The sequence below is a fragment of the Kineococcus arenarius subsp. arenarius genome (genome assembly GCF_050871845.1).
In the GTDB taxonomy this organism is placed as follows: Bacteria; Actinomycetota; Actinomycetes; order Actinomycetales; family Kineococcaceae; genus Kineococcus.
In genome coordinates this window covers 1-25921 of record NZ_JBJLSE010000016.1, presented here as the reverse complement: position 1 = coordinate 25921, position 25921 = coordinate 1, and the positions used below count along the sequence as shown (strand labels likewise).

20 protein-coding genes are annotated in these 25921 nt (G+C 72.7%); 13 read left to right on the top strand and 7 right to left on the bottom strand.

Annotated elements, in window-relative coordinates:
* Nucleotide 1 precedes the first annotated feature (1 nt).
* Nucleotides 2-1060, top strand: a complete 1059-nt coding sequence (locus tag ACRYM0_RS06385) for a cation diffusion facilitator family transporter (protein WP_432503220.1) — start codon at nucleotides 2-4, stop codon at nucleotides 1058-1060.
* A gap of 48 nt (nucleotides 1061-1108) precedes the next feature.
* Here ACRYM0_RS06385 and ACRYM0_RS06380 read toward each other — a convergent pair whose 3' ends face one another.
* The 6 genes from ACRYM0_RS06380 to rhaI are packed head-to-tail and all read right to left on the bottom strand — an operon-like array spanning nucleotide 1109 to nucleotide 8794.
* The gene (locus ACRYM0_RS06380) at nucleotides 1109-1762 is read right to left on the bottom strand and encodes a LutC/YkgG family protein (protein WP_432503218.1); all 654 of its coding nucleotides are present in this window, start codon (nucleotides 1760-1762) and stop codon (nucleotides 1109-1111) included.
* Nucleotides 1759-3270 (bottom strand): LutB/LldF family L-lactate oxidation iron-sulfur protein, encoded by a 1512-nt coding sequence (locus tag ACRYM0_RS06375; protein WP_432503279.1) that lies wholly within the window; start codon nucleotides 3268-3270, stop codon nucleotides 1759-1761. The genes ACRYM0_RS06380 and ACRYM0_RS06375 overlap by 4 nt, the downstream gene beginning before the upstream one ends.
* A gap of 17 nt (nucleotides 3271-3287) precedes the next feature.
* Nucleotides 3288-4100 carry a (Fe-S)-binding protein gene (locus ACRYM0_RS06370; RefSeq protein ID WP_432503216.1) on the bottom strand — a complete coding sequence of 271 codons (813 nt, stop codon included), beginning with the start codon at nucleotides 4098-4100 and terminating at the stop codon, nucleotides 3288-3290.
* Nucleotides 4097-5545: a rhamnulokinase gene (locus tag ACRYM0_RS06365; protein ID WP_432503214.1), complete on the bottom strand. Its 1449-nt coding sequence runs from the start codon at nucleotides 5543-5545 to the stop codon at nucleotides 4097-4099. Before ACRYM0_RS06365 ends, ACRYM0_RS06370 begins: the two co-directional genes overlap by 4 nt.
* A gap of 19 nt (nucleotides 5546-5564) precedes the next feature.
* The gene (locus ACRYM0_RS06360) at nucleotides 5565-7622 is read right to left on the bottom strand and encodes a bifunctional aldolase/short-chain dehydrogenase (protein ID WP_432503213.1); all 2058 of its coding nucleotides are present in this window, start codon (nucleotides 7620-7622) and stop codon (nucleotides 5565-5567) included.
* 5 nt (nucleotides 7623-7627) lie between these two features.
* Nucleotides 7628-8794: an L-rhamnose isomerase gene (gene rhaI, locus ACRYM0_RS06355; RefSeq protein WP_432503211.1), complete on the bottom strand. Its 1167-nt coding sequence runs from the start codon at nucleotides 8792-8794 to the stop codon at nucleotides 7628-7630.
* A gap of 332 nt (nucleotides 8795-9126) precedes the next feature.
* On the opposite strand from rhaI, the gene ACRYM0_RS06350 reads away from it, so the two are divergent.
* From ACRYM0_RS06350 to ACRYM0_RS06325, 6 genes are all read left to right on the top strand, one after another.
* Nucleotides 9127-10461, top strand: a complete 1335-nt coding sequence (locus ACRYM0_RS06350; protein ID WP_432503210.1) for an ABC transporter substrate-binding protein — start codon at nucleotides 9127-9129, stop codon at nucleotides 10459-10461.
* A 66-nt stretch (nucleotides 10462-10527) separates the two neighbouring features.
* Entirely contained in the window at nucleotides 10528-11457 is a 930-nt protein-coding gene (locus ACRYM0_RS06345; RefSeq protein ID WP_432503208.1) for a carbohydrate ABC transporter permease, read from the top strand.
* 92 nt (nucleotides 11458-11549) lie between these two features.
* Nucleotides 11550-12368: a carbohydrate ABC transporter permease gene (locus ACRYM0_RS06340; RefSeq protein ID WP_432503277.1), complete on the top strand. Its 819-nt coding sequence runs from the start codon at nucleotides 11550-11552 to the stop codon at nucleotides 12366-12368.
* A gap of 45 nt (nucleotides 12369-12413) precedes the next feature.
* Nucleotides 12414-14690, top strand: coding sequence for an alpha-L-rhamnosidase (locus ACRYM0_RS06335; protein WP_432503206.1), 2277 nt, complete (start codon nucleotides 12414-12416; stop codon nucleotides 14688-14690).
* Between the two features lie 93 nt (nucleotides 14691-14783).
* The gene (locus ACRYM0_RS06330) at nucleotides 14784-15779 is read left to right on the top strand and encodes a LacI family DNA-binding transcriptional regulator (RefSeq protein WP_432503275.1); all 996 of its coding nucleotides are present in this window, start codon (nucleotides 14784-14786) and stop codon (nucleotides 15777-15779) included.
* Nucleotides 15780-16071: 292 nt separating this feature from the next.
* Nucleotides 16072-18480, top strand: a complete 2409-nt coding sequence (locus tag ACRYM0_RS06325) for a beta-xylosidase/alpha-l-arabinosidase (protein ID WP_432503204.1) — start codon at nucleotides 16072-16074, stop codon at nucleotides 18478-18480.
* 3 nt (nucleotides 18481-18483) lie between these two features.
* On the opposite strand, the gene ACRYM0_RS06320 is transcribed toward ACRYM0_RS06325, so the two are convergent.
* Nucleotides 18484-19125 carry a trimeric intracellular cation channel family protein gene (locus ACRYM0_RS06320; RefSeq protein ID WP_432503202.1) on the bottom strand — a complete coding sequence of 214 codons (642 nt, stop codon included), beginning with the start codon at nucleotides 19123-19125 and terminating at the stop codon, nucleotides 18484-18486.
* 127 nt (nucleotides 19126-19252) lie between these two features.
* Between ACRYM0_RS06320 and ACRYM0_RS06315 the strand changes: the two genes are divergently transcribed.
* The 6 genes from ACRYM0_RS06315 (at nucleotide 19253) to nrdF (ending at nucleotide 25879) form a co-directional block, all read left to right on the top strand.
* Nucleotides 19253-20875, top strand: a complete 1623-nt coding sequence (locus ACRYM0_RS06315; RefSeq protein ID WP_432503200.1) for a methyl-accepting chemotaxis protein — start codon at nucleotides 19253-19255, stop codon at nucleotides 20873-20875.
* Between the two features lie 102 nt (nucleotides 20876-20977).
* Nucleotides 20978-21757 (top strand): carbon-nitrogen hydrolase family protein, encoded by a 780-nt coding sequence (locus ACRYM0_RS06310; RefSeq protein WP_432503198.1) that lies wholly within the window; start codon nucleotides 20978-20980, stop codon nucleotides 21755-21757.
* A gap of 274 nt (nucleotides 21758-22031) precedes the next feature.
* On the top strand, nucleotides 22032-22277 hold the full coding sequence (gene nrdH / locus ACRYM0_RS06305; protein ID WP_337062986.1) for a glutaredoxin-like protein NrdH: 246 nt from the start codon (nucleotides 22032-22034) through the stop codon (nucleotides 22275-22277).
* Nucleotides 22278-22287: 10 nt separating this feature from the next.
* On the top strand, nucleotides 22288-22680 hold the full coding sequence (nrdI, locus tag ACRYM0_RS06300; protein ID WP_432503196.1) for a class Ib ribonucleoside-diphosphate reductase assembly flavoprotein NrdI: 393 nt from the start codon (nucleotides 22288-22290) through the stop codon (nucleotides 22678-22680).
* A 35-nt stretch (nucleotides 22681-22715) separates the two neighbouring features.
* Entirely contained in the window at nucleotides 22716-24848 is a 2133-nt protein-coding gene (nrdE, locus tag ACRYM0_RS06295; protein WP_432503274.1) for a class 1b ribonucleoside-diphosphate reductase subunit alpha, read from the top strand.
* A gap of 59 nt (nucleotides 24849-24907) precedes the next feature.
* Nucleotides 24908-25879 carry a class 1b ribonucleoside-diphosphate reductase subunit beta gene (gene nrdF, locus ACRYM0_RS06290; protein ID WP_432503195.1) on the top strand — a complete coding sequence of 324 codons (972 nt, stop codon included), beginning with the start codon at nucleotides 24908-24910 and terminating at the stop codon, nucleotides 25877-25879.
* Nucleotides 25880-25921: the final 42 nt, after the last annotated feature.

Sequence of the window (25921 nt, the reverse complement as noted above, 5' to 3'; positions counted from 1 at the left end):
CGTGTCCACGGAGGTTTCCCCGGCGAACGAGCGCGGCGGCTCCGGGGGCGGGGAGAGCACCGCCACCGTCCTGGTCGCCCTCGGCGCCAACGCCCTCATCGCCGTCGCCAAGGGCGTCGCGGCGGTCGTCACCGGTTCAGCGGCCATGGCCGCCGAGACCGCGCACTCGGTCGCCGACACCGTCAACGAGGTGTTCCTGCTGACGGCCCTGCGCACCAGCGCCCGTCCGGCCGACCGCGAGCACCCGTTCGGCTACGGCCGCGCCCGCTACTTCTGGGCGCTCATCGCCGCCGGCTCGATCTTCGTCACCGGAGCGCTGTACTCCGCCTACGAGGGCGTGGAGGCGCTGACGTCGGAGTCGCACGAGCTGGAGAGCCCGGTCGTCTCCTACGTCGTGCTCGCCGTCGCCTTCGTGCTGGAGGGTTCCTCCCTGCTGAAGGGGCTGAAGCAGACGCGGGGGGAGGCGCGCGAGCACCGGCAGAGCTTCCGGCGGTTCCTGCGCACCAGCGACGACCCCACGGCGACCACGGTCGTGTTCGAGGACAGCGCCGCGCTCGTCGGCCTGCTCCTGGCCGGCGCCGGGACGGCGCTGCACCAGGTCACCGGGTCGGGGGTCTACGACGGCGTCGCCAGCCTGTGCATCGCCCTGCTGCTGGCGCTGATCGCCGTCCGGCTGGGCCGCACGAACATGCGGCTGCTCACCGGGGTGCAGGCCGACCCGCGGCTGGTGCGCTCCGTCCTCGTCCAGCTCGGCGACGAGCCGGAGGTCGACGCGGTGGTGGACCTGCTGACGGTGCAGCTGGGCACCGACCAGGTCCTGGTGTGCGCCCGGCTCGACCTCGTCGACGCGCTGACCAGCGAGGAGGTGGAGCGGGCCGTCGTCCGCATCGGCCGGGGGGTCCGCGACCGCTTCCCCGACGTCACCGAGGTGTTCCTGGAACCGGTGCCGAAGGACGACGCCGAGGTGCGCGAGCGCGTCCGCGCCCGCTACGGCGACGACCTGGCGAACCGGATGGTCAACGAGGCCGCGGACGGCCTGCCGGGCGCCCGCCCCTCCTGAGCCGGGACGGCGGGCCCGCCCACCGCGGCGCTGCGCCGCCGCGACCCGTCAGCCGAGGAGGACCACGTCCAGCCGGCGCGGTCCGTGCACGCCCTCCACGCGGTCCAGCTCGATGTCGCTGGTGGCGCTGGGACCGGAGATGAACGTCAGCGGCACCGACGGGTCCAGCCGCGCCAGCGCCTCGGGCACGGTCTGCACCACGTCGGCGGCGCGCACCACGCACACGTGGTGGTCCGGGACCAGGGTCAGCGCCCGCCGGCCCTGCCCCGGGGCACCGCCGGCCAGGACGATCGTGCCGGTCAGGGCGATCGCCACCGAACTGCCGGTGACGACGGCGTCCACCGCGTCCAGCTCGGGCACGGCCAGCGGCGCCGAGGGGTGCTCCTCGACCAGCTCGCGGTCACCGATCCGCGGGCGCCAGCCCTGCTCGAGGTCGGCGGGCACCACGAACCGCCGCGAGCCCGCCTCGTCCAGGCACCGGGCCACGGCCGCGGCGACCTCGTCGTCGGTGCCGGCGCGCAGCACGCGGGCGCGGTAGTCCTCGACCCGCTCCACCAGCAGGTCGAGCACGCCGGCGCTGCCGGGGGCGTGCGTGCCGGTGCGGTGGTAGCCGCGCGGCACCGGCGGCACGCCGCCGCGGGGCGCGCCGGCGTCGCGGGCGGCGCGCAACCGCGCCAGGACCTCCTCGCGCGCTCCGCTCACGCCCGCCCCTCCTGCTCGTCGTCGTCCCCGCCGGTGCGGGCCCACCACTGCCGGGCGGTCTCCGCCGGCGGGGCGGGCACGTCGCGGCTGCCGGTCCAGTGCGACAGCGGCCACGGCAGGGAGCTGATGCGGCCCTTGCGCCCGGCGACCAGCCGGCCCAGCGCCAGGCCCTTCTCCGCGGCGGCGAACCGCCCCGGGGAGCTCATCGCGACCGCGGCGGCCTTCAGCGCCAGGTCCTGCGCGGTGGGCCGCGGGTGCGACTCCACCGACGCCGCGCGCTGCTGCACCAGCAGGTTCGGGATGTCGATGCGCACCGGGCAGGCGTCGAAGCACGCCCCGCACAGCGAGGACGCGTACGGCAGCGAGGCGTTCGGGTCGTCGGGCCCGGAGATGCCGGTGAGCATGGGCGACAGGACCGCGCCGATGGGCCCGGGGTACACCGAGCCGTAGGCGTGCCCGCCGACGCGCTCGTAGACGGGGCACACGTTCAGGCACGCGGAGCAGCGGATGCAGTGCAGCGCCGCACGCCCGTCCTCGTCGGCCAGGACGGCGCTGCGGCCGTTGTCCAGCAGCACGAGGTGGAAGTCCTGCGGCCCGTCGCCGGGGGTCACGCCCGTCCAGGTGGAGGTGTACGGGTTCATCCGCTCACCGGTGGAGGAGCGCGGCAGCAGCTGCAGGAACACCTCCAGGTCGCTGAACGTGGGCACGAGCTTCTCCACGCCCATGAGCGTGATGAGGGTGTCCGGCAGGGTCAGGCACATGCGCCCGTTGCCCTCGGACTCCACCACCGACAGCGTCCCGGTGTCGGCCACGGCGAAGTTCGCACCGCTGACGGCGACCTTCGCGGTGAGGAACTTGCGGCGCAGGTGGGCGCGGGCGGCCATCGCCAGCTCGCGCGGGTCGTCGCTCAGCGCCGGGTCCACGTCCGGCATCTCGCGCAGGAAGATCTCCCGGATCTCGCTGCGGTTGCGGTGGATCGCGGGGACGAGGATGTGGCTGGGCGCGTCGTGGCCGAGCTGCACGATGAGCTCGGCCAGGTCGGTCTCCCACGCGGCGATGCCCTGCTCGGCCAGCGCCTCGTTCAGCCCCGTCTCCTGGGTGGCCATCGACTTGACCTTGACGACCTCGTCCGCGCCGGTGGCGCGCACCAGGTCGGCGACGATCGCGTTGGCCTCGGCGGCGTCCCGGGCCCAGTGCACGTGGCCGCCGCGGGCGGTGACGTTCTCCTCGAGCTGCTCCAGCAGTTCCGGCAGGCGGGCCATGACGTCGGCCTTGATCGCCGAGCCGGCCAGGCGCAGCTGCTCCCAGTCGTCGAGCTCGGCGACCACGCCGGCGCGCTTGCCGCGGATGATCCCGGTGGCCTTGCCGAGGTTCCGGCGCAGCTGCGTGTCGGCGAGCTTGGCCTGCGCGGCCTTCGGGAACGAGGTGGCGCCGCGCAGGTTGCCCTGCCCGGCGGGGGAGTGCGTCGGCAGGCCCGTGTCGCGCGAGTCGTCGCGCACGGCGGGCATGCCCAGGTGCGTGGTGCTCACCGCTGCGCCTCCGCCGGCTCGTCGCGCACGCCGCCGGCAGGACCCGCCGCGGACGGCGTCTGCGTCGCCTCCGTGGAGGCGAGGACCTCCGCCAGGTGCACGGTGCGCACGCCGGTGCGCAGCCGGCCCAGGCCCCCGCCGATGTGCATGAGGCAGGAGGAGTCCCCGGCCGTGCACACCTCCGCGCGGGTGTCCAGGACGTTGCGCATCTTGTCCGCGAGCATCGCGGTGGACGTCTCGCCGTTCTTCACCGCGAAGGTGCCGCCGAACCCGCAGCACACCTCCGCGTCGGGCAGTTCCACCAGCTCCAGCCCCCGCACCGCCCGCAGCAGCTGCAGCGGCTTGTCGGCCACCCGCAGCATCCGCAGCGAGTGGCAGGTGGGGTGGTAGGTGACGCGGTGCGGGTAGTAGGCGCCGACGTCGGTGACTCCGAGCACGTCCACCAGCAGCTCGGACAGCTCGTAGGTGCGCCCGGCCACCGCCTCCGCCCGCTCCGCCAGGGCCTCGTCGCCGGCGCGGCGGGCGACCATCGCGTGCTGGTGGCGCACGCACCCGGTGCACGAGCCCGACGGCGCCACGACCGCGTCCCACTCGCCGTGGGCGACGGGTTCGAACACGTCCACGTGGTGGCGCACCAGCGGGACCGCCTCGCGCAGGTACCCGGTGTTCACGTGCATCTGCCCGCAGCACGTCTGCCCCTCGGGGAAGACGACGTCGTGGCCCAGCCGCCGCAGCAGCTTCACGGTGGCCTTGACCGCCTGCGGGAACATCGCGTCCCCCAGGCAGGTGGCCATCACGGCGATCCTCACAGCGCTCCCGTCCCCACGCGTTCCCCGCGGGGAGCGTAGGTCGTCGTCTCGTGGGTGTCGCGCACCAGGGCGCGCAGGTCCTCCAGCGAACCGGTCAGGTCCCCGTGGGCGCGGGCCTGCACCAGGACGTTGCCCAGGGCGGTGGCCTCCACCGGACCGGCCACCACCGGCAGCCCGCACGCCGCGGCCGTCAGGTCGCACAGCAGCGCGTTGCGCGCGCCACCACCGACGAGGTGGACGGCGTCCACCTCGTGCCCGGACAACCGCACCGCGTCGGCGACCGCCCGGGCGAAGGCCTGCGCCAGGCTCTCCACGACGCAGCGCACCACCTCGGCCTTCGCCGTCGGGGCGCGGTGCCCGGCCTCCTCGGCGGCGGCCTGGACCCGGGCCACCATGGGACCAGGAGGCAGGAACCGCGCGTCGTCGATGTCGACGAGCGGGCCGCCGGCGGGCACCCGCGCGGCGGCGGCCAGCAGCGCGGGCAGGTCCTGCTCGCCCTCGGTGCCCGCCCACTCCGCCAGGCACTGCTGGAGCACCCACAGGCCCATGACGTTGCGCAGGTACCGGGTGCGGCCGTCCACGCCGCGCTCGTTGGTGAAGTTCGCCGCGAACGACTCCGCTGACAGGACCGGGTGTTCCAGTTCCACGCCCACCAGGCCCCACGTGCCGCAGGCGACGTAGGCGAACCGCTCGTCGCGGGCCGGCACCGCCACGACCGCGGAGGCGGTGTCGTGCGAGCCGACGGCGACCAGGCGCACCGACCCGGGCAGGCCGGTCTCGGCGAGCACCTCCGAGCGCAGGCCCCCGAGGACCGTGCCGGGCTCGTGCACGGGCGGCAGCAGCGCCGGGTCGATCCCGGCGAGGTCGACGAGGTCGGGTGCCCACCGGCCGGTGCGCACGTCGGCCAGGCCGGTGGTGGAGGCGTTGGTGGCCTCCGCGCCGCGGTGCCCGGACAGCCAGTACCCGAGCAGGTCCGGCACGAGCAGCAGCTGCGCGGCCGAGCCCAGCAGGGACTCCTCCGCCTCGGCGACGAGCTGGTAGATCGTCGTGAACGGCAGGTGCTGCAGACCGTTCCGCTCGTACAGGCGCTGCGCGGGCACGCGCTGGAACACCCGCTCGGCCACGCCCTCGGTGCGCGAGTCGCGGTAGTGCCTCGGGGTGCCCAGCAGGGCGCCCTCGCGGGTCAGCAGCCCGTAGTCCACGGCCCAGGTGTCCACCCCGACGGTGCGGGCGGCCGCGCCGCCGGGCGTGCGGGCGGCGCGGCCGAGCCCGGCCAGCACCTCGCGCCACAGCCCGACGGCGTCCCAGTGCAGGCGCCCGGCCACCTCCACGCCGCCGTTGGCGAAGCGGTGCACCTCGGTCAGCTCCAGCCGGCCCGGTGCCGCCGAGCCGAGCATGACGCGCCCGCTGGAGGCGCCGAGGTCCACGGCGACGTGCGTGCTCACGGTGTTCTCCCCGTTCCCCTCAGCGCAGGAACGCGGCGGCGACGCCGGCGTCCACGGGCACGTGCAGACCGGTGGTGTGCGACAGCTCCCCGCCGGTGAGCACGAACACGGCGTTGGCGACGTGCTCGGGCAGCACCTCCCGCTTGAGCAGGGTCCGCTGGGCGTAGAACTTGCCCAGCTCCTCCTCGGGGATGCCGTACGTCTTGGCGCGCTGGGCGCCCCAGCCGCCGGCGAAGATGCCCGAGCCGCGCACGACGCCGTCGGGGTTGATGCCGTTCACCTTGACGCCGTGCTCGCCCAGTTCGGCGGCCAGCAGGCGCACCTGGTGGGCCTGGTCGGCCTTCACCGCCGAGTAGGCGATGTTGTTGGGGCCGGCGAACACGGAGTTCTTGGAGGAGATGTAGACGATGTCGCCGCCCAGCCCCTGAGCGATGAGGACCTTCGCGGTGGCCTGGGAGACGAGGAACGACCCCTTGGCCATGACGTCGTGCTGGAGGTCCCAGTCCTTCTCCGTGGTCTCCATCAGCGGCTTGGAGATCGACAGGCCCGCGTTGTTCACGACGAGGTCGAGCCCGCCGAACGCCAGCACCGCCTCCTCGACGGCCGCGGCCACGGCGGCCGCGTCCGAGACGTCCGCGGCCACGCCCACGGCCACGTCGGCGCCCCTGGACCCGGCGATCTCCGTCGCGGCGGCCTGCGCCTTGGCGAGGTCGAGGTCGGCGACGACGACGCAGGCGCCCTCGGCGGCCAGGCGGGTCGCGATGGCCTTGCCGATGCCGGAGGCCGCGCCGGTCACCAGGGCGATGCGGGTGGCCAGCGGCTTCGGCTTCGGCATGCGCGCCAGCTTCGCCTCCTCCAGCGCCCAGTACTCGATGCGGAACTTCTCCGACTCCTCGATGGGGGAGTAGCTGGAGATCCCCTCGGCGCCGCGCATGACGTTGATCGCGTTGACGTAGAACTCGCCGGCCACGCGTGCGGTCTGCTTGTCCTTGCCGAAGGAGAACATGCCCACGCCCGGCACCAGCACGATGAGCGGGTCCGCGCCGCGGATGGCGGGGGACTCCGGGGTGGCGTGCCGGTCGTAGTAGGCCTGGTAGTCCGCGCGGTACTCCTCGTGCAGCTCGGCCAGGCGCGCGGTGGTCTCCTCGACCGACGCGGTCGCCGGCAGGTCCACGACGAGCGGCTTCACCTTGGTGCGCAGGAAGTGGTCCGGGCAGCTCGTGCCCAGCGCGGCCAGGCGCGGGTGCTCGGCGCGGGCCAGGAAGTCCAGGACCGCCTCGGAGTCGGTGTAGTGCCCGACCTGCGGCTTGTCCTGCGAGGCGATCCCGCGGATCACCGGGGCCAGCGCGGCGGCCTTCGCGCGCCGCTCGGCCTGCGGCAGGGCGGCGTAGCCGTCGAGCACCGGGCCGAAGGGGTCCGGCACGGAGTTCGCCTCGATGTACGCGGTGGCGGTCTCGATGATCCAGCGGGAGTTGGCCTCGGCCTCGGCGCTGGTGGCGCCCCAGGCGGTGATGCCGTGCCCGCCGAGGATCGTGCCGACCGCCTGCGGGTTGGCCTCCTTGATGGCGGCGATGTCCAGGCCCAGCTGGAAACCGGGCCGGCGCCACGGCACCCACACGACCTTGCCCTCGAAGATCGTCTCCGTGAGCTTCTCGCCGTCCGCGGCGGTGGCGATCGCGATGCCGGCGTCGGGGTGCAGGTGGTCCACGTGCGCGGCGTCGACGAGCGCGTGCATGGCGGTGTCGATGGAGGGAGCCGCACCGCCCTTGCCGTGCAGGCAGTAGTCGAACGCGGCGACCATCTCGTCCTCGCGCTCCACGCCCGGGTAGACGTCGCGCAGCGCGCGGACGCGGTCCAGGCGCAGGACCGCCAGGCCCTTCTCCTCCAGGGTGCCCAGGTCGCCGCCGGAGCCCTTCACCCACAGCAGCTCGACGTCCTCGCCGGTCACCGGGTCCGCCGCGGTGCCCTTGGCGGAGGTGTTGCCGCCGGCGTAGTTGGTGAAGCGCGGGTCGGCGCCCAGGGCGTGCGAGCGCGTGAGCAACTGCTCCACGGCCTCGTTCGTCGTGGTGTTCGTCATGTCGTTCAGGCTCCCCATCCCGCCTGCTGGCCGCCGATGCGCTCGGCGGCGATCCGATCTGCGTACCCCGAGGCCTTGAAGGCGGCCATCGGGTCGGCCGCCAGGCCCATCGACTCGCGCAGCTCGGCCAGCAGCGGGCGCACGTCGGTGTGGTAGGCGTCCATGAAGACGTCGTTCGCGCCGAGGACGTCGCCGGCGAGCTGCGCGGCGCGCAGCGCTTCGCGGTCCACGAGCAGCGCCTTGGCGGTGGCCTGCTGCACGTTGGTCACCGAGCGGATCTGCCCGGGGATCTTCTCCTCGATGTTGTGGCACTGGTCGAGCATGAAGTTCACGCCCGAGTCTGGCCGCAGCGCGTCCGAGCGGACGATCTCGTACATGATCCGGAACAGCTGGAACGGGTCCGCCGCCCCGGCCATGAGGTCGTCGTCGGCGTAGAAGCGCGAGTTGAAGTCGAAGGCGCCCAGGCGGTCGGCGCGCAGCAGCTGCACGACGATGAACTCGATGTTCGTGCCCGGCGCGTGGTGGCCGGTGTCCAGGACGACCTTCGCCTTCTCGCCCAGCGACGTGCAGTGCAGCAGCGAGGTGCCCCAGTCCGGGATGTCGGTGGAGTAGAAGGCCGGCTCGAAGAACTTGTACTCGAGCACCATGCGGTGGTCGTCGTCCAGCAGCGCGTAGACCTGCTGCAGGGACTCGGCGAGGCGGTCCTGGCGGTCGCGCAGGTCGTCCTGGCCCGGGTAGTTGGTGCCGTCGGGCAGCCAGACCTTCAGCTCCTTGGAGCCGGTGGCGCGCATGACGTCGACGCACTGGGCGTGGTGGGCGACGGCCTTGGCGCGCACCTTCGCGTCCGGGTGGGTCAGGGAGCCGAGCTTGTAGTCGTCGTCCTGGAAGAGGTTGGAGTTGATCGTGCCGATCGTCACGCCCTGGTCGGCGGCGTGGGCGGCGAGCTTGCCGAAGTCGTCGACGAGGTCCCAGGGGATGTGCAGGGACACGCGCGGCGCGATGCCGGTGTACCGGTGCACCTGGGCCGCGTCGCTGATCTTCTCGAACGGGTCGCGCGGCGTGCCGGGGCTGCCGAAGACCTTGAACCGGGTGCCGGAGTTGCCGAACGCCCACGAGGGCAGCTCGATCGTCTGGTGCCGCAGGGCGGCCAGGACCGTGTCGGTCGATGTCATGGGGACCTCACTCCATCGGGGGCGGGAGCACCGTAGCCTGACTTTGACACGTTTCACAAGGCGCTCAGGGGCAGGTTCTCCCGCCACGCCCCACGGGCGGGAGCGCCGACCCCCGCCCGTCGACCTCTCAGCGGGGCCTCCGGGAGCTTGCACCCCTTCGACCTGGGTAAAGGCATTCCGTACCGCGTTCGGGGCGTGCTCCCGCCGAGTGCTTGACGCCCCGCTCCGGGACTCCTACCTTCGAGCCCGAGTCGCTCCTTGAAACGTCTCACCCCCACCGCGAACGCTCCGCCCACCGCTCTCCCGAGCGGCCGTCTCGATGAGGAGACCCCGTGGCACGTCGACGCACCTCAACCCGATCCCGGACGCTCAGCGGCCTGGCCGCGCTCGCCCTGGTGCCCCTGACCCTGACCGCCTGCAGCGCCGGCAGCCTCGGCTCGTCCAGCGGCTCCGAGGGCGGCGGTACCACCATCACCTGGCTCACCGGCAGCGACGAGACCGCTCAGGCCACCGCGACGTCCATCGTCGAGGCCTTCGAGGCGGCCAACCCGGACATCCAGGTCGAGCTCGACGGCCGGCCCGCCGGCGGCGAGGGTGACAACCTCGTCAAGACCCGCCTGCAGACCGGCAGCATGCCGGACGTCTTCGACTACAACTCCGGCTCGCTCTTCCAGCAGATCGCCCCCGAGAAGAACCTCGCACCCTTGGGGGAGGACGTCGTCGGCGCCGTCGAGGATGCCTACCTGCCGCAGGTGTCCGTCGGGGACACCGTCTACGGCGTCCCGTACGGGACCGCCTTCGGTGGCGGGGTCATGTACAACGTGGACGTCTACGAACGGCTCGGCCTGCAGGTGCCGAAGACGTGGACGGAGTTCGCTGCGAACAGCGAGGCGATCAAGGCGGCCGGCATCGCACCGGTGATCCAGACCTACGGTGAGACGTGGACCTCCCAGCTCTTCGTCCTGGGCGACTTCCACAACGTGGCCGCCGCCCAGCCCGACTGGGCGGAGCAGTACACGGCCGGCCAGGCCAAGTACGCCACGGACCCCGTGGCGGTGCGGGGCTTCGAGCACCTGCAGGAAGCCCACGAGAACGGCTGGCAGAACCCCGACTTCGCGTCCGCGGAGCTCGAGGACGGCATGCGCAAGCTGGCTGCGGGTGAAGGGGCGATGTACCCCATCCTCTCCGGCAACATCACGACCCTGCTGGGCGTGGACCCCACCGCCGGCGACCGGATCGGCTTCTTCGCCCTGCCCGGCGACGACGCGTCGACCAACGGGCTGACCGCCTGGTACCCCAACGGCGTGTACATCCCGAGCACCACGTCCGGCGCCCAGCTCGAAGCGGCCGAGAAACTGCTGGCCTTCATCGCCAGCCCCGAGGGCTGCGAAGCGCAGACCCAGGCGTCCCCGCCCACCGGCCCCTACCTGGTCCAGGGGTGCGAGCTGCCCGACGACGTGCCTCGGGTCACCAAGGACGTCCAGGCCTACTTCGACGCGGACGCGCAGTCCCCGGCGCTGGAGTTCCTCTCCCCGGTCAAGGGCCCGGCGCTGGAGCAGATCACGGTCGAGGTCGGCTCCGGCATCCGCTCCGCCGCCGACGGCGCGGCGCTGTACGACCAGGACGTCGAGAAGCAGGCCCAACAGCTCGGTCTCGAAGGCTGGTGAGTCGTTGACCCCCGCCCGTCCCCGGCGCGAGCGCCGGGGGCGGGCCCGAGCAAGGAGGTTCTCGAGGTGTCGACGACGATCAGCTCCACCGGGGCCGCGAGCCGGGTGCGGCGCGCCCCCGCTCCCCACCGGGGTGGTGCGCGGCACAGCCCGTACCCCGGCTGGTTCTACCTGCCCGCCGCGATCGTCTACGCGGTGCTCTTCCTGGTGCCGACCCTGCTGTCCTTCTACTTCAGCATGACCCGCTGGACCATCTTCGACAGCGAGTTCATCGGGTTCGGCAACTTCGTCCAGTTCTTCGACGAGCCGGCGCTGGTCAAGGGCTTCACCAACACCTTCATCTACGCCTTCGTCACCTCCGGGGCCAAGGTCGTGCTCGGCCTCGCCCTGGGGATGCTGCTGACCAGCCAGATCGTCGGGCGCGGGTACCTGCGCGCCGTGGTCTTCTTCCCGGTGCTGGTCTCCAGCGTGGGGGTCGGCATCACCTTCCAGGTGCTGATGAACCCCTCCAAGGGTGCGATCAACGCCGCCCTCGGTGTCCTCGGCATCGACGGACCCGGCTGGCTCACCGACCCCTCGCTCGCGCTGCTCTCCGTGGCGATGGTCGACGTGTGGAAGGGGGTCGGTCTGGCCACGCTGATCTACATGGCCGGGATCGTGTCCATCCCGCGCGAGTACCACGAGGCCGCCAAGGTCGACGGCGCCGGGTCGTGGACGCTGTTCCGCAACGTCATCCTCCCGCTGTCGTGGCCGGCGACGTCCACGGTCATCACCCTGTCGCTGATCGGGGGTCTGCGCTCCTTCGACCTGATCTGGGCCATGACCCGCGGTGGGCCTGGCTTCACCTCCGACGTCATCGCTTCGGTGATCTACAAGCAGTACCAGGCCGGCTTCTACGGCCTCTCGACCGCGGGCAACGTCGTGCTGTTCATCGCGGTGACCGCGATCGTCCTGCCGCTGACACGGTTCCTGGCCCGCAAGGAGGTCGAGCAGTGAGCGCCGTCACGACCCCCGTCGGCACCACGACCGGGCGCGCTGCGGACCCCGCCCCTGCACGCGGCCGCCGTGTCGGCGGCCCTCGCGCAGCGCTGTACCGCTACGGGGCCGGTGGGCTGGCGATCCTCGTCAGCGTCGTCGTCTTCATCGTCCCCTTCGCCTTCATCCTCCTGGTGGCGGCGATGGACGCCCAGCAGGCGTCCGAGTACCGCTTCGCCTGGCCGCGCGACTTCCAGCTCTGGCAGAACCTCGTGGACGTCGTGCAGACTCGCGACTACATCATCGTCATCGCCTTCATCAACTCCACGGTCCTCACGGTGGCGTCGGTGACGCTGATGGTGGTGTTCGGCTCGATGGTCGCCTTCGTGCTGCAGCGTCGGAAGACCCGGTGGACGGGCTTCATCAACTTCCTGGTGCTGGCCGGGCTCATCATGCCGCCGGCGGTGGTGCCAACCATCTGGGTGCTGCAGCGCGTGGGGCTCTTCGCCACGATGCCCGGGCTGATCCTGGTGGAGGTGGCCTTCGGGCTGTCCTTCACGATCCTGCTCTTCCGGGCGTTCATCTCCACCATCCCGCGCGAGCTGGACGAGGCGGCGGTCCTGGACGGAGCCGGGCCGTTGCGGCTGTTCTTCCAGGTCGTCCTGCCGCTGCTGCGCCCGGTGCTGGTCACGGTGGTGCTGGTGCAGTCGGTGAACGTCTTCAACGACTTCCAGAACCCGCTGTACTTCCTGCCCGGTGACGCCGGGGCGACCGTGCAGTTGACCCTCTTCAACTTCCAGAGCCAGAACCTGTCCAGCTACAACCTGCTGTTCGCGGACATCCTGCTCATCACGATCCCGATGCTGCTGCTGTACCTGTTCTTCAACCGGCAGATCGTCGCCGGCATGACGTCCGGCGCGGTCAAGGGCTGACCGCGCCGCACGGACCCGTTCCACCCACCCCACCACGGAGAGCTGATGCCCCCCACCTGGCACGCCAGCATGATCGCCGCCGACGTCGACCACGACGGAGCCCCGCTGCTGCGCCGGCGGTTCACCCTCGAGCCCGGTCACGGCGAGGTCCGCCGCGCCGTCCTGCACGTCACGGCCCAGGGGGTCGTCGAGGCCCACCTCGACGGCGCGCCCGTCTCGGACGACCTGCTCAGCCCGGGCTGGAGCAGCTACGAGTGGCGGCTGCGCTACCGCACCCACGACGTCACCGGCTCGCTGCGCGGTGACGGCGGTGACGAGCACGTGCTCGGCCTGGCGCTGGGCAACGGCTGGTCGCGCGGTCGCCTCGCCTGGGACGGTGGGCGCGCCTACTACGGCGACGACCTCGGCGGCTTCGCCCAGCTCGAGGTGGAGTTCACCGACGGGCACACCCAGGTCGTCGTCACGGACGGGAGCTGGGAGTCGCACGGCTCCGCCGTCACCGCGAACGACCTGTACGACGGGCAGAGCGTCGACGCCCGGCGCCTGGACCCCGCCTGGGCCACCGTCGGCGGCGACCGCGCCGGCTGGGGCGGGGTGCGGGTGCTGGAGCTCGACACCGCCCGGCTGACCGAGCACGTCGGGCCGCCGGTGCGCCGGCAGGAGGTGCTGCCGGGGAAGGAGGTGTGGACCTCCCCGTCGGGCAGGACGCTCGTCGACTTCGGCCAGAACCTCGTCGGCTGGGTCCGCTTCACCGTGCGCGGCGAGGCCGGCTCCACGATCACCGTCCGGCACGCGGAGGTGCTCGAGCACGGCGAGCTGGGGACGCGGCCGCTGCGCAGCGCCGAGGCGACCGACCGCTTCACCCTCTCGGGTGGTCAGGACTCCTTCGAGCCGACGTTCACCTTCCACGGGTTCCGCTACGCCGAGGTGGACGGCTGGCCGGGCGAACTGCGACCGGGCGACCTCGAAGCGGTCGTGGTCCACTCCGAGCTGCGGCGCACCGGTGAGTTCGAGTGCTCCGATGACCTGGTGAACCAGCTGCACCGCAACGTGGTCTGGGGCACGAAGGGCAACTTCCTGGACGTGCCCACCGACTGCCCGCAGCGTGACGAGCGGCTGGGCTGGACGGGCGACCTGGCGGTGTTCGCGCCCACGGCCGCGTACCTGTTCGACGTGCAGGATTTCCTGCGCGACTGGCTGCGCGACATGGCCCTCGAGCAGCGCCACGGCGGCGGCATCGTCCCCTTCGTCGTCCCCGACGTGCTGAAGTACCTGCCTCCGCACGACGAGTTCCGCGACCCGGACTCCACGGCGGTGTGGTCGGACGTGGCCGTCTGGCTGCCGTGGGCGCTGCACCAGGCGTACGGCGACGACGACCTGCTGGCCGAGAACTACCCGGCCATGGCCCTGCACGTGGACCACGTCGCCGGCCTGCTCTCGCAGACGGGCCTGTGGGACACCGGCTTCCAGTTCGGGGACTGGCTCGACCCGGACGCCCCGCCGGACAAGCCGGCCGACGCCAAGGCCGACAAGGGCGTGGTGGCCACCGCGTGCCTCTTCCGCAGCGCCCGGACGACCGCCGACGCCGCCCGCCTGCTGGGGCACGAGGAGGACGCCGAGCGCTTCGACGCCCTCGCCCGGCGCGTGCGCACCGCTTTCCAGGAGCACTACGTGGACGTGCAGGGCCGGGTCCTCAGCGACTGCGCCACGGTCTACGCCCTGGCCATCGAGTTCGGGCTGCTGGAGGGGGAGCAGCGCGCCTGGGCGGGCGACCGCCTGGCGGAACTGGCGGAGAAGGCCGGCTACCGGGTGTCCACCGGATTCGCCGGAACCCCGTACGTGACCGGTGCACTGTCCTCCACCGGTCACCTGGACGCCGCCTACCGCCTGCTGCTGGAGCAGGGCTGCCCCTCCTGGCTGTACCCGGTGACGATGGGCGCCACCACGATCTGGGAGCGCTGGGACTCCATGCTGCCGGACGGCTCCATCAACCCCGGCCAGATGACGAGCTTCAACCACTACGCCCTGGGCGCGGTGGCGGACTGGATCCACCGCACCGTGGCGGGGTTGTCACCGCTGGAACCGGGCTACGCCCGCTCGCTGATCGCCCCGCAGCCCGGCGGCGGGATCACCTGGGCGCGGGCCAGCCTGCAGACCCCGCACGGCGAGCTGGCGGTGCACTGGCGCCAGGGTGACGCCGGCCTGGAGGCCGACGTCACCGTGCCGGAGGGCACCACCGCCGTGCTGCGCCTGCCCGGCCAGGACGCGCGCGAACTGCCCGCCGGCACCCACCGCGCGACGGCGCCGCTCCCGGTGTCCTGAGGCCCGGCGGAGCGGTCGTTGACCTCCACCTCGGTCCCGTCCGGTGCCGACCTGGCGCCGGACGGGGCTCCCGGCCTGGCACCCTTGTCCGTCGTGGCGACGGTCAAGGAGGTCGCCCAGCGGGCCGGGGTCTCGCTGGGCACGGTGAGCAACGTCCTCAACCGCCCCGAGGTGGTCTCCGACGCGCTGCGCGCCCGGGTGGAGCAGGCGATCGCCGAGCTCGGCTTCGTGCGCAACGAGTCGGCCCGTCAGCTGCGGGCCGGGGTCAGCCGGACGATCGCCGTGGTGGTGCTCGACGTGGCCAACCCGTTCTTCACCGACCTCGTCGCCGGTGCGGAGGAGGTCGCCGAGCGCCACGGGGCGCTGGTGGTGCTGTGCAACAGCGCCAACGACGCGCAGCGGGAGGCGCGCCACCTGCTGCGGCTGCAGCAGCAGCGGGTGCTGGGCGTGCTGCTCAGCCCGGTGCGCGACGAGCCGACACCGGCCCTGGAGTCAGTGCGCTCCCACGGCACCCCCGTGGTGCTCGTCGACCGCGGCGCGCCCACCGCGGAGAACTCCTCGGTCGCGGTGGACGACGTCCTCGGTGGCCGCCTCGCCGGTGAGCACCTGCTGGAGCGCGGGCACCGGCGGATCGCCTTCATCGGGGACGCGGCCGGGTTGCGGCAGGTCGACGACCGCCTGGCGGGGCTGCGGCGGGCAGCCGGTGCGGTCGCGGCGGTGGACGCCGTCATCGCCAGCGGGCTGACGGTGCGCGCCGGCTCGCAGGCGGCGGCGGCGCTGTTCGCCGGTGACGCGCCGCCCACGGCGGTCTTCTGCGCCAACGACCTCCTGGCCCTGGGGGTGCTCAACGAGTGCGTGCGCCGCGGGGTCCGCGTGCCCCACGACCTCGCGATCGTCGGGTACGACGACATCGGTTTCGCCGCCACGGCGGCGGTCCCCCTCACCTCCGTGCGCCAGCCGCGCGAGGTGCTGGGCCGCACCGCTGTCGAGCTGCTGCTGGCGCAGGTGGAGGGCCGTCCGGCCCGGCAGCTGGTGTTCGAGCCCGAGATCGTGGTGCGCCGCTCCAGCGACCGCAGGGTGGGCAGCTGACCCGCCGCCCCTCCGGCGCGCCGCACAATCCCGCGCCCGGCGCGGAAGACGCACCCGGCGCTTTCCGGTACTCCTTCCGGAAGGAGCGGTCATACTGGGGCCGGGACCGAGGGGGAGGGGGAGCGGCCGTGGTCGGCGGCAGCCAGCGAGGTGGGCCGGTGCCGGCCGTGTCCGGGCCGGCCGACGACCTGCGCGCCCTCGACCGTCTTCGCCGTGCACCACCACCGCGCCCCGACGGCAGCTGACCACCCCACCGCCGCCCGCACCCGGGGCGGCCCCACCGAGGAGCACCATGACCACGCTCGACCAGTCGTCCACCGCGTCCACCGGCGCGCGGCAGCCCCGCCCCTGGCACGACACGTCGCTGCCGCCCGCCGAGCGCGCCGAGGTGCTGCTGGCGGAGATGACGCTGGAGGAGAAGGTCGCCCAGCTCGGCAGCCGCTGGGTCGGCAACAGCCACGGCGGTGGCGAGGGGGCCGTGGCGCCCGCGGAGGTCACCGGCACCGGCAACGTCGCCCCCCTGCAGGACGTGTTCTCCGCCGGTGCGGTGGAGTTCGAGGAGGCCAGCCGGCACGGCCTGGGCCACCTCACCCGCGTGTTCGGCTCCCGCCCCGTCAGCGTCGAGGAGGGCCGCGCGGAGGTCGTGCGCCTGCAGCGCTCCATCGTGGAGCGCACCCGCCTGGGCATCCCCGCGATCGTGCACGAGGAGTGCCTGACGGGTTTCACCGCCTTCGGCGCCACCGTCTACCCGGCGGCGCTGGCGTGGGGTGCGACCTTCGACCCCGAGCTCGTCGAGCGCATGGCCGCGGCGATCGGCGCCGACATGCGCGCCGTCGGCGTGCACCAGGGCCTGTCGCCCGTCCTGGACGTCGTGCGCGACTACCGCTGGGGCCGCGTCGAGGAGACCATGGGCGAGGACCCGCACCTCGTCTCCACCCTGGGCGCCGCCTACGTGCGCGGCCTGGAGAGCGCCGACGTCGTCGCCACCCTGAAGCACTTCGCCGGGTACTCCGCCTCGCGCGCGGCCCGCAACCACGGCCCCGTCTCGATGGGCCCGCGCGAGTTCGCCGACGTGGTGCTGCCGCCGTTCGAGGCGGCGCTGCGCCACGGCGGTGCCCGCTCGGTGATGAACTCCTACACCGACGTCGACGGCGTGCCCGCGGTCTCCGACGAGCGGCTGTTCACCGAACTGCTGCGCGACCGGTGGGGCTTCACCGGCACCGTCGTCTCCGACTACTCCGCGATCGCGTTCCTGGCCTCGATGCACCGCACCGCGGCCGACGAGACCGACGCGGGGGTGCAGGCCCTGCGCGCCGGCATCGACGTGGAGCTGCCCGACACCCTCTGCTACGGCGACCGCCTCGTGGCCGCCGTGCGCGCCGGCGCGGTGGAGGAGTCCTACGTGGACCGGGCGCTGCGCCGCCTGCTGACGCAGAAGGCCGAGCTGGGCCTGCTGGACGCGGACTGGACCCCGGAGGGTTCCGTCGCCGCCGGGCAGGGCCGTGAGCTGGACTCCGCGGGCAACCGCGCCATCGCCCGCGAGCTGGCCGAGCGGAGCGTGGTGCTCCTCGCCAACGACGGGACCCTGCCGCTGGCGCCGGCCACCGCACGCCGCGTCGCCGTCGTCGGCCCGTGCGCGGACGACCCGAACACCTTCATGGGCTGCTACTCCTTCGCCAACCACGTGCTGCCCCGCTACCCGCAGCTCGGGCTGGGCACCGAGGTGCCCACCGTCCTCGAGGCGATGCGCGCCGAGCCCGGTGCGGCGTGGGAGGTGGTGCACGAGCGCGGCTGCGACGTGCGCGAGCCGGACACCTCCGGCATCCCCGCCGCCGTGGAGGCCGCGCGCGGTGCGGACGTCGTCGTCGCCGTCGTCGGCGACCGCGCCGGCATGTTCGGCGCCGGCACCTCCGGCGAGGGCTGCGACGCCGACGACCTGCGCCTGCCGGGCGTCCAGGAGGACCTGGTGCGCGAGCTCATCGCGACCGGCACCCCCGTCGTCCTCGTCGTCGTCTCCGGCCGGCCCTACGCCCTGGGTGAGCTGACCGGCGCCGCGGCGCTCGTGCAGGCGTTCATGCCCGGCGAGGAGGGCGGCGGCGCGATCGCCGGCGTGCTGTCCGGGCGCGTGAACCCCAGCGGCAAGCTGCCCGTGCAGGTGCCCGCCACCCACGGCGGCCAGCCCGGCACCTACCTGCAGCCGCCGCTGGGCGCGGACAGCCAGGGCATCAGCAACCTCGACCCCACGCCCCTGTTCGGCTTCGGCCACGGCCTGTCGTACACGAGCTTCGCGGTGGAGGACCTGGAGCTGTCCGGCGAACAGGTCCCCACCGACGGTTCCGTCGAGGTTTCCGTGACGGTGCGCAACACCGGCGAGCGCGCCGGCGAGGAGGTCGTGCAGCTGTACCTGCACGACGTGCTGGCCCAGGTGACCCGCCCGGTGCGCGAGCTGACCGGTTTCACCCGGGTGCGGCTGGAGGCCGGGGAGGCGGCGCGCGTGACGTTCGAGCTGCACGCCGACCGCACCAGCTTCACCGGCCGCCGCGGCGAGCGCGTCGTGGAACCGGGCGAGGTCGAGGTGGTGGTCGGCTCGTCGTCCACCGACACCGCCTGCACCGGTTCCTTCACGCTCACCGGGCCGCTGCGCACCGTCGGGTTCGACCGCGTCACCACGACCCCGGTGCGCGTGGACGCCGTGGGCTGAGCCCTACTCCTCCAGCTCGTCGGGAGCGCGCAGCGTGGCGTGCGGCGCCTGCCAGCCGCGCAGCACGCTCCCGGCGCGCAGGGCTGCGCACGCTCCCGCCCCGGCCAGCGCCCACACGAGCTGGCGGCCGCCGAGCTGCGGGCCCAGCACCGCCACGGCAGCGCCCACCAGGGCGGGGATCGCGTACAGCTTGCCGGCGAGGATCGTGGGCACCGTGCGCACCAGCACGTCGCGCAGCGTCCCGCCGCCCACGGCGGTCAGCCCGCCCAGCAGCACCGCCTGCCCGGGACCCACGCCCGCCTCCAGGGCGATCCGCGCACCGGTGACCGCGAACAGCGACAACCCCATCGTGTCGAACAGCAGCAGCGGCCGCGACAGCCGCGTCAGCACCGCGTGCCCCCAGAAGGCGATCAGGCCGCCGACCGTGGCGGTCGCCAGGTAGTACCAGGTGCGCAGCGCCGCCGGCGGCAGCTCGCCCAGCAGCACGTCGCGCAGCATCCCGCCGCCGACCGCGGTGACGACCCCCAGCGTCACCACCCCGAACAGGTCCAGCGTGGTGCGGCGCATGGCCGTCAGCGCCCCGTCGAGGGCGAAGGCGAGCACCCCGACCAGGTCCAGGACCAGCAGCAGGTGCGTCGCGCTCACCACAGGAGTGTGCCCGCCGACGCGGCACCCGGGTGCACCGCCCGCTCAAGAGCACCCGCGCTCGCGCCGATGGCAGGGGAACGGTCCCCGACCCCCGGTGCCGGTGCTGCCACCCCCAGGAGTTCCCGTGTCCCACGACCCCGCCCGCTCCCGCGGCCCCCTGGCGATCTTCCGCGACCTGGGCGTCGCCACCAAGATCCTGACCGCCGTCGGCCTGACCGCCCTGGTGGCGGTCGTCGTCGGCCTGGTGGGGGTGAGCGCCGTGCGCAGCGGGGCCCAGGCCACCGCGGACATGCACGACAAGAACGTCAAGGGCGTGCAGCTCGCGCAGGAGATGCGCTTCCAGATGATGAACGTGCGCTTCGCCTCCACCAGCCGCAGCGGCGCCGCGACCCCGGAGGACCGGGCGAAGTTCACCACCGTGCGCGACGACGCCCGCGCGGCCCTGGCCGCCGCCGGGGAGGACTACCTGGCTCTGGTCGAGGGGTCCAGCGAGCAGGCGGCGACGGTGACCGGTGTGCTGGAGGGGCTGGACACCTACTTCGACCTGGCCGTGCAGATGGACGCCCTGGCCGCCGCGGGGGACGAGGCGGAGTTCAACCGGGTGCGCAGCGAGGAGATCGCCCCGCTGACCACGCAGATGGTCGCCAGCCTGGACGAGCTGCAGCAGGGCGAGGTCGCGCAGGCGGAGGCGAACGCGGCGCAGGCCGCCCAGGCGTACGGCCGGACCCGCACCCTGCTGCTGGCCGTCCTGGCCGCGGGCCTGGTGGCCGCGCTGGCCGCCGCTGTGGCCGCGGCCCGCAGCGTGACCCGCCCCCTGGGGCAGGTGCGCGCGGTCGCCGGCCGCCTGGCCGAGGGCGACCTGACCCGGGACAGCGGTGTCCGGCAGGGTGACGAGGTCGGGCAGACGGCGGCGGCGCTGGACAGCGCGCTGGCCTCCCTGCGCTCGGTGATGGCGACCGTGGTGACCTCCGCCGACGCGGTGGCCACCTCCGCGCAGCAGGTGACGACCTCCTCGGCGCAGATCTCCGCCTCCGCGGAGGAGACCAGCGCGCAGGCCGGCGTGGTCGCCGCCGCGGCCGGGGAGGTCTCGCGCAGCGTGCAGACGGTGGCCGCCGGTGCGGACGAGATGGGCCTGTCCATCCGGGAGATCTCCGCCAACGCCAACGACGCGGCGGTGGTGGCGGGTGAGGCCGTGAACGTGGTGCAGACCACCACGGCGACGGTGGCGAAGCTCGGCGCTTCCAGCCGTGAGATCGGCGAGGTGGTGAAGGTCATCACCGGCATCGCCGAGCAGACCAACCTGCTGGCCCTCAACGCCACGATCGAGGCCGCCCGCGCCGGAGAGCTCGGCAAGGGGTTCGCCGTCGTCGCCGGTGAGGTGAAGGAGCTGGCGCAGGGCACCGCGCGGGCGACCGAGGACATCGCCCGCCGGGTGGAGGCGATCCAGTCGGACACCGGCGGGGCCGTGCAGGCCATCGAGCGGATCAGCACGATCATCGAGCAGATCAGCGGCTACCAGACGACGATCGCCTCGGCGGTCGAGGAGCAGACGGCGGCCACCCAGGAGATGTCGCGGTCGGTGGCCGAGGCCGCGGGCGGCTCGGGGGAGATCGCCGCGAACATCTCCGGCGTGTCCGCCGCCGCGGAGTCCACCGCGCACGTCCTGGAGCGGACGCGCAGCGCCGTGGACGACCTGTCGCGCCAGGCCGGCGACCTGCGGGCGGCCGTGGGCCGGTTCACCTACTGAGGACCGGGTCACCCGGCAGCCTGAGCGCCCGAGCGGCACGGGGACCTGCTGGGATGGGGCGGGGGTTCCCGCCCCACCCGTTCCAGCCCGTGGGAGGCAACCGTGCGCGTCGCACTCGCCCAGATCAGCAGCACCGGCGACCCTCGGGCCAACCTCGAGCTGGTCGCCGCGGAGGTCGCCGCGGCCCGGGAGGCGGGTGCGCGGCTGCTGGTGCTGCCCGAGGCGACGATGTGCCGCTTCGGGGTGCCGCTGGCGCCGGTGGCCGAGCCGGTCGACGGGCCGTGGGCGAGCGCCCTGGAGCGGCTGGCCGACGAGGCCGGGCTGACGGTGGTGGCGGGCGCCTTCACGCCGGGGGAGGGCGGGCGGGTCCGCAACACCCTGCTGGTGCGGGGCGCCGGCGTGCGGGCCCACTACGACAAGGTCCACGTCTACGACGCCTTCGGGTACGCCGAGTCCGACGCCGTGGAGCCGGGGCGCGAGCCGGTGGTCGTCGACGTCGACGGCGTCGGCGTCGGCCTGACGACGTGCTACGACGTGCGCTTCCCGGGGTTGTTCACCGCCCTGGCCGAGCGGGGTGCGTCGGTGGTCGTCGTGGCGGCATCCTGGGGCGCGGGGCCGGGCAAGGCCGAGCAGTGGGGACTGCTGACGCGCGCGCGGGCCCTGGACAGCACGTGCTTCGTGCTGGCGTGCGGCCAGGCCGACCCGGGCGTGCCCGCCGGAGCCGCGCCGAGGGGCGTGGGGTTCTCGTGCGTCGTGGACCCGGTGGGGGCGGTCCTGGCCGGGCTGGGCGCCGGGTGCGGGCGGCTCGTCGTGGACCTCGACGTGGCCGCCGTCGAGCGGGTGCGGGCGGTGCTGCCGGTCCTGGCGAACCGCCGCGTCTGAGCGCCCGGCGGCGAGTCGGGCACGACACGCCGCTGTGACGCAGCGCAACATTTTTGTGACTTTCCGTCGCTCATCCCCAGGCCGCCCACACCCTCCCGGGGCAACGGCGCAGGTCACGGGCTCGCGGGGGGTGGTTGTCCACCGCGTCCACAGCCTGGGGAAATCACACGCGTGTGACACACCATCTAGTGGTGCCTTGCGATGTCGCCCCCTAGGGGTAGTGTCTGACTCACCCCAGCACGCCGGGCTCGCACCCGAGGGAAGGACCACCCCCATGAGCATCACCGTCTACAGCACGCCGTCCTGCGTGCAGTGCAAGGCGACCTACCGCGCGCTCGACCGCAAGGGCCTCCCGTACGAGGTCGTCGACGTCACCAGCGACGCGCAGGCCCTGGAGACGGTGCGCGCCCTGGGGCACGTCCAGGCCCCCGTCGTCGTCAGCGGCGACGAGCACTGGTCCGGCTTCCGCCCCGACCGCATCGAGGCCCTGGCCGAGCGCTTCGCCGCCGTCTCCGCCTGAGGCGGCCGCCGTGCCGCTCGACGTCGTCTACTTCTCGAGCGTCTCGGGCAACACCCACCGCTTCGTCGAGAAGCTGGGCCTGCCGGCGCACCGCATCCCGCTGCGCGCCGGTGACGGGCACCTGAGCGTCACCCGGCCCTACGTCCTCATCGTCCCCACCTACGGCGGGGGCGGCGGCGCGGGGGCGGTGCCCAAGCAGGTCATCCGCTTCCTCAACGACCCGGCCAACCGTGCCCTCGTGCGGGGCGCCATCGGCGCCGGCAACACCAACTTCGGCACCCACTACGCCGTGGCCGGCGACGTCGTCGCCGCCAAGTGCCGGGTGCCCCACCTGTACCGCTTCGAGCTCTTCGGCACCCCCGAGGACGTGCGTCGCGTCCGCGACGGATTGGACACGCTGTGACCCTCACCTCCGACGCCACCGAGGTCTCCGGGACCGTGCCGCAGCCGGCCGTCCCCGCCTCGCCGGGCTTCCACTCGCTCAACGCGATGCTGAACCTGTGGGACGAGCAGGGGCGCATCCAGTTCGACGCGGACCGCGAGGCGGCGCGCCAGTACTTCCTGCAGCACGTTATCCCCAACACCCCGCGCTTCGAGAGCTTCGAGGCCCGCCTGGACCACCTCGTCGCCGAGGGGTACTACGAGGCCGAGGTGCTCGACCGCTACCCGCGCACCTTCGTGCGCGAGCTCACCGACCGCGCCCACGCCGCGAGGTTCCGCTTCGCCACCTTCCTGGGGGCCTTCAAGTTCTTCACCAGCTACGCGCTGAAGAGCTTCGACGGCAAGCAGTACCTCGAGGGCTTCGAGGACCGCGCCGTGATGACGGCCCTCACCCTCGCCGCCGGCGACGAGGCGCTGGCCACCGCGATCACCGACGAGATCGTCAGCGGCCGCTTCCAGCCGGCCACCCCCACGTTCCTCAACGCCGGCAAGGCCTCCCGCGGTGAGCTGGTCTCCTGCTTCCTGCTGCGCATCGAGGACGACATGGAGTCCATCGGCCGCGGCATCAACTCCGCCCTGCAGCTGTCGAAGCGCGGCGGCGGCGTGGCGCTGCTGCTGAGCAACATCCGCGAGTACGGCGCACCCATCAAGCGGATCGAGAACCAGTCCTCCGGCGTCATCCCCGTGATGAAGCTGCTGGAGGACTCCTTCTCCTACGCCAACCAGCTCGGCGCGCGCCAGGGCGCCGGCGCGGTGTACCTCTCGGCGCACCACCCGGACATCATGCGGTTCCTGGACACCAAGCGCGAGAACGCGGACGAGAAGATCCGCATCAAGACCCTCAGCCTGGGTGTCGTGGTCCCCGACATCACCTTCGAGCTCGCCAAGAACAACGAGCCGATGCACCTGTTCTCCCCGTACGACGTGGAGCGCGTGTACGGCGTGCCGTTCGGCGACCTGTCCGTGTCCGAGAAGTACCGGGAGATGGTGGCGGACCCGCGCATCCGCAAGACGCAGATCAACGCCCGCGACTTCTTCCAGACCCTCGCCGAGCTGCAGTTCGAGTCCGGTTACCCGTACGTCGTGTTCGAGGACACGGTGAACCGGGCCAACCCGATCGACGGCCGCATCAACATGTCGAACCTCTGCTCGGAGATCCTGCAGGTCAACACCCCCAGCAAGCTGGGCGAGGACCTCGGCTACGAGGTCGTCGGCAAGGACATCTCCTGCAACCTGGGCTCGCTGAACATCGCCCTGGCGATGGACGGCGGCGACCTCGGCGCCACGGTCGGCACCGCGGTGCGGGCCCTGACCGCCGTCTCGGTGGCCAGCGACATCCGTTCGGTGCCCTCCATCGCCCACGGCAACTCCCGCTCGCACGCCATCGGCCTGGGGCAGATGAACCTGCACGGCTACCTGGCCCGCGAGCACGTGCACTACGGCAGCGCCGAGGGCATCGACTTCACGAACATCTACTTCTACTCGGTGCTGTTCCACGCGCTGCGCGCCTCGAACGAGATCGCCGTCGAGACCGGGACGACGTTCGAGGGCTTCGAGCGATCCGCCTACGCCGACGGCAGCTTCTTCGACAAGTACACCGAGCAGCAGTGGGCGCCGGCCACCGAGCGCGTCGCGCAGCTCTTCGCGGACGCCGGCATCGCGATCCCCACGCAGGACGACTGGCGGGCGCTGAAGGCGTCCGTGATGGAGCACGGCATCTTCAACCAGAACCTGCAGGCCGTGCCTCCCACCGGCTCCATCAGCTACATCAACAACTCCACCTCCTCGATCCACCCGATCGCCTCCAAGATCGAGATCCGCAAGGAGGGCAAGCTCGGCCGCGTGTACTACCCGGCGCCGTTCATGACGAACGACAACCTGGAGTACTACCAGGACGCGTACGAGATCGGCCCCGAGAAGATCATCGACACCTACGCGGCGGCCACCCAGCACGTCGACCAGGGCCTGTCGCTGACGCTGTTCTTCAAGGACACCGCCACCACCCGCGACGTCAACCGCGCGCAGATCTACGCCTGGCGCAAGGGGATCAAGACGATCTACTACGTGCGCATCCGCCAGATGGCGCTGGAGGGCACCGAGGTCGAGGGCTGCGTCAGCTGCATGCTGTGAGGGGACGGGCGGCAGGCACGGGGCACGGGACGGCGCTGGACGGGACGAGGGACGAGACGGTGGAGAAGCTCAAGCTGATCGATCGCGTGAACGCGATCAACTGGAACCGCGTGCAGGACGACAAGGACCTCGAGGTCTGGAACCGCCTCACGAGCAACTTCTGGCTGCCCGAGAAGGTGCCGCTGTCCAACGACGTGCAGTCCTGGGCGCGGCTGTCGGACGCCGAGCGCACGCTGACGATGCGCGTGTTCACGGGCCTGACCCTGCTGGACACCATCCAGGGAACGGTGGGCGCCGTCTCGCTCATCCCGGACGCGCTGACCCCGCACGAGGAGGCCGTCTACACGAACATCGCGTTCATGGAGTCGGTGCACGCCCGCAGCTACTCCTCGATCTTCTCCACCCTCGCCTCCACCCAGGCGATCGACGAGGCCTTCACCTGGTCGGAGCAGAACGAGGCGCTGCAGCGCAAGGCGTCCATCGTGCTGGAGTACTACCACGGGGACGACCCGCTGAAGCGGAAGGTGGCCTCCACGCTGCTGGAGTCCTTCCTGTTCTACTCCGGCTTCTTCCTGCCCATGCACTTCTCGTCCCGGGCGCAGCTGACGAACACCGCCGACCTCGTCCGGCTCATCATCCGCGACGAGGCCGTGCACGGCTACTACATCGGCTACAAGTACCAGCGCGGGCTGGAGCTGGTGGACCAGGCCAAGCGCGACGAGCTCAAGGACTACACGTTCGACCTGCTCTTCGAGCTGTACGACAACGAGTGCAAGTACACCGCGGACCTCTACGACAACGTCGGTCTCACCGAGGACGTCAAGACCTTCCTGCACTACAACGCCAACAAGGCCCTCATGAACCTCGGTTACGAGGGCATGTTCCCCGCGGACACGACGAGGGTCGACCCCGCCATCCTCTCCGCCCTCTCGCCGAACGCGGACGAGAACCACGACTTCTTCTCCGGTTCCGGTTCCAGCTACGTCATCGGCAAGGCCGTGGCCACCGAGGACGAGGACTGGGAGTTCTGAGCTGCGTCGCGGGCCCGTCGTGACCACACCCGGCGGGCCCGC

Bases quoted from the DNA above. Each gene is read 5' to 3' on its own strand.
- ACRYM0_RS06375 (WP_432503279.1), bottom strand. From the start codon at position 3,270: ATGCCCGCCGTGCGCGACGACTCGCGCGACACGGGCCTGCCGACGCAC.
- ACRYM0_RS06360 (WP_432503213.1), bottom strand. From the start codon at position 7,622: ATGACGAACACCACGACGAACGAGGCCGTGGAGCAGTTGCTCACGCGC.
- rhaI (WP_432503211.1), bottom strand. From the start codon at position 8,794: ATGACATCGACCGACACGGTCCTGGCCGCCCTGCGGCACCAGACGATC.
- ACRYM0_RS06335 (WP_432503206.1), top strand. From the start codon at position 12,414: ATGCCCCCCACCTGGCACGCCAGCATGATCGCCGCCGACGTCGACCAC.
- ACRYM0_RS06325 (WP_432503204.1), top strand. From the start codon at position 16,072: ATGACCACGCTCGACCAGTCGTCCACCGCGTCCACCGGCGCGCGGCAG.
- nrdH (WP_337062986.1), top strand. From the start codon at position 22,032: ATGAGCATCACCGTCTACAGCACGCCGTCCTGCGTGCAGTGCAAGGCG.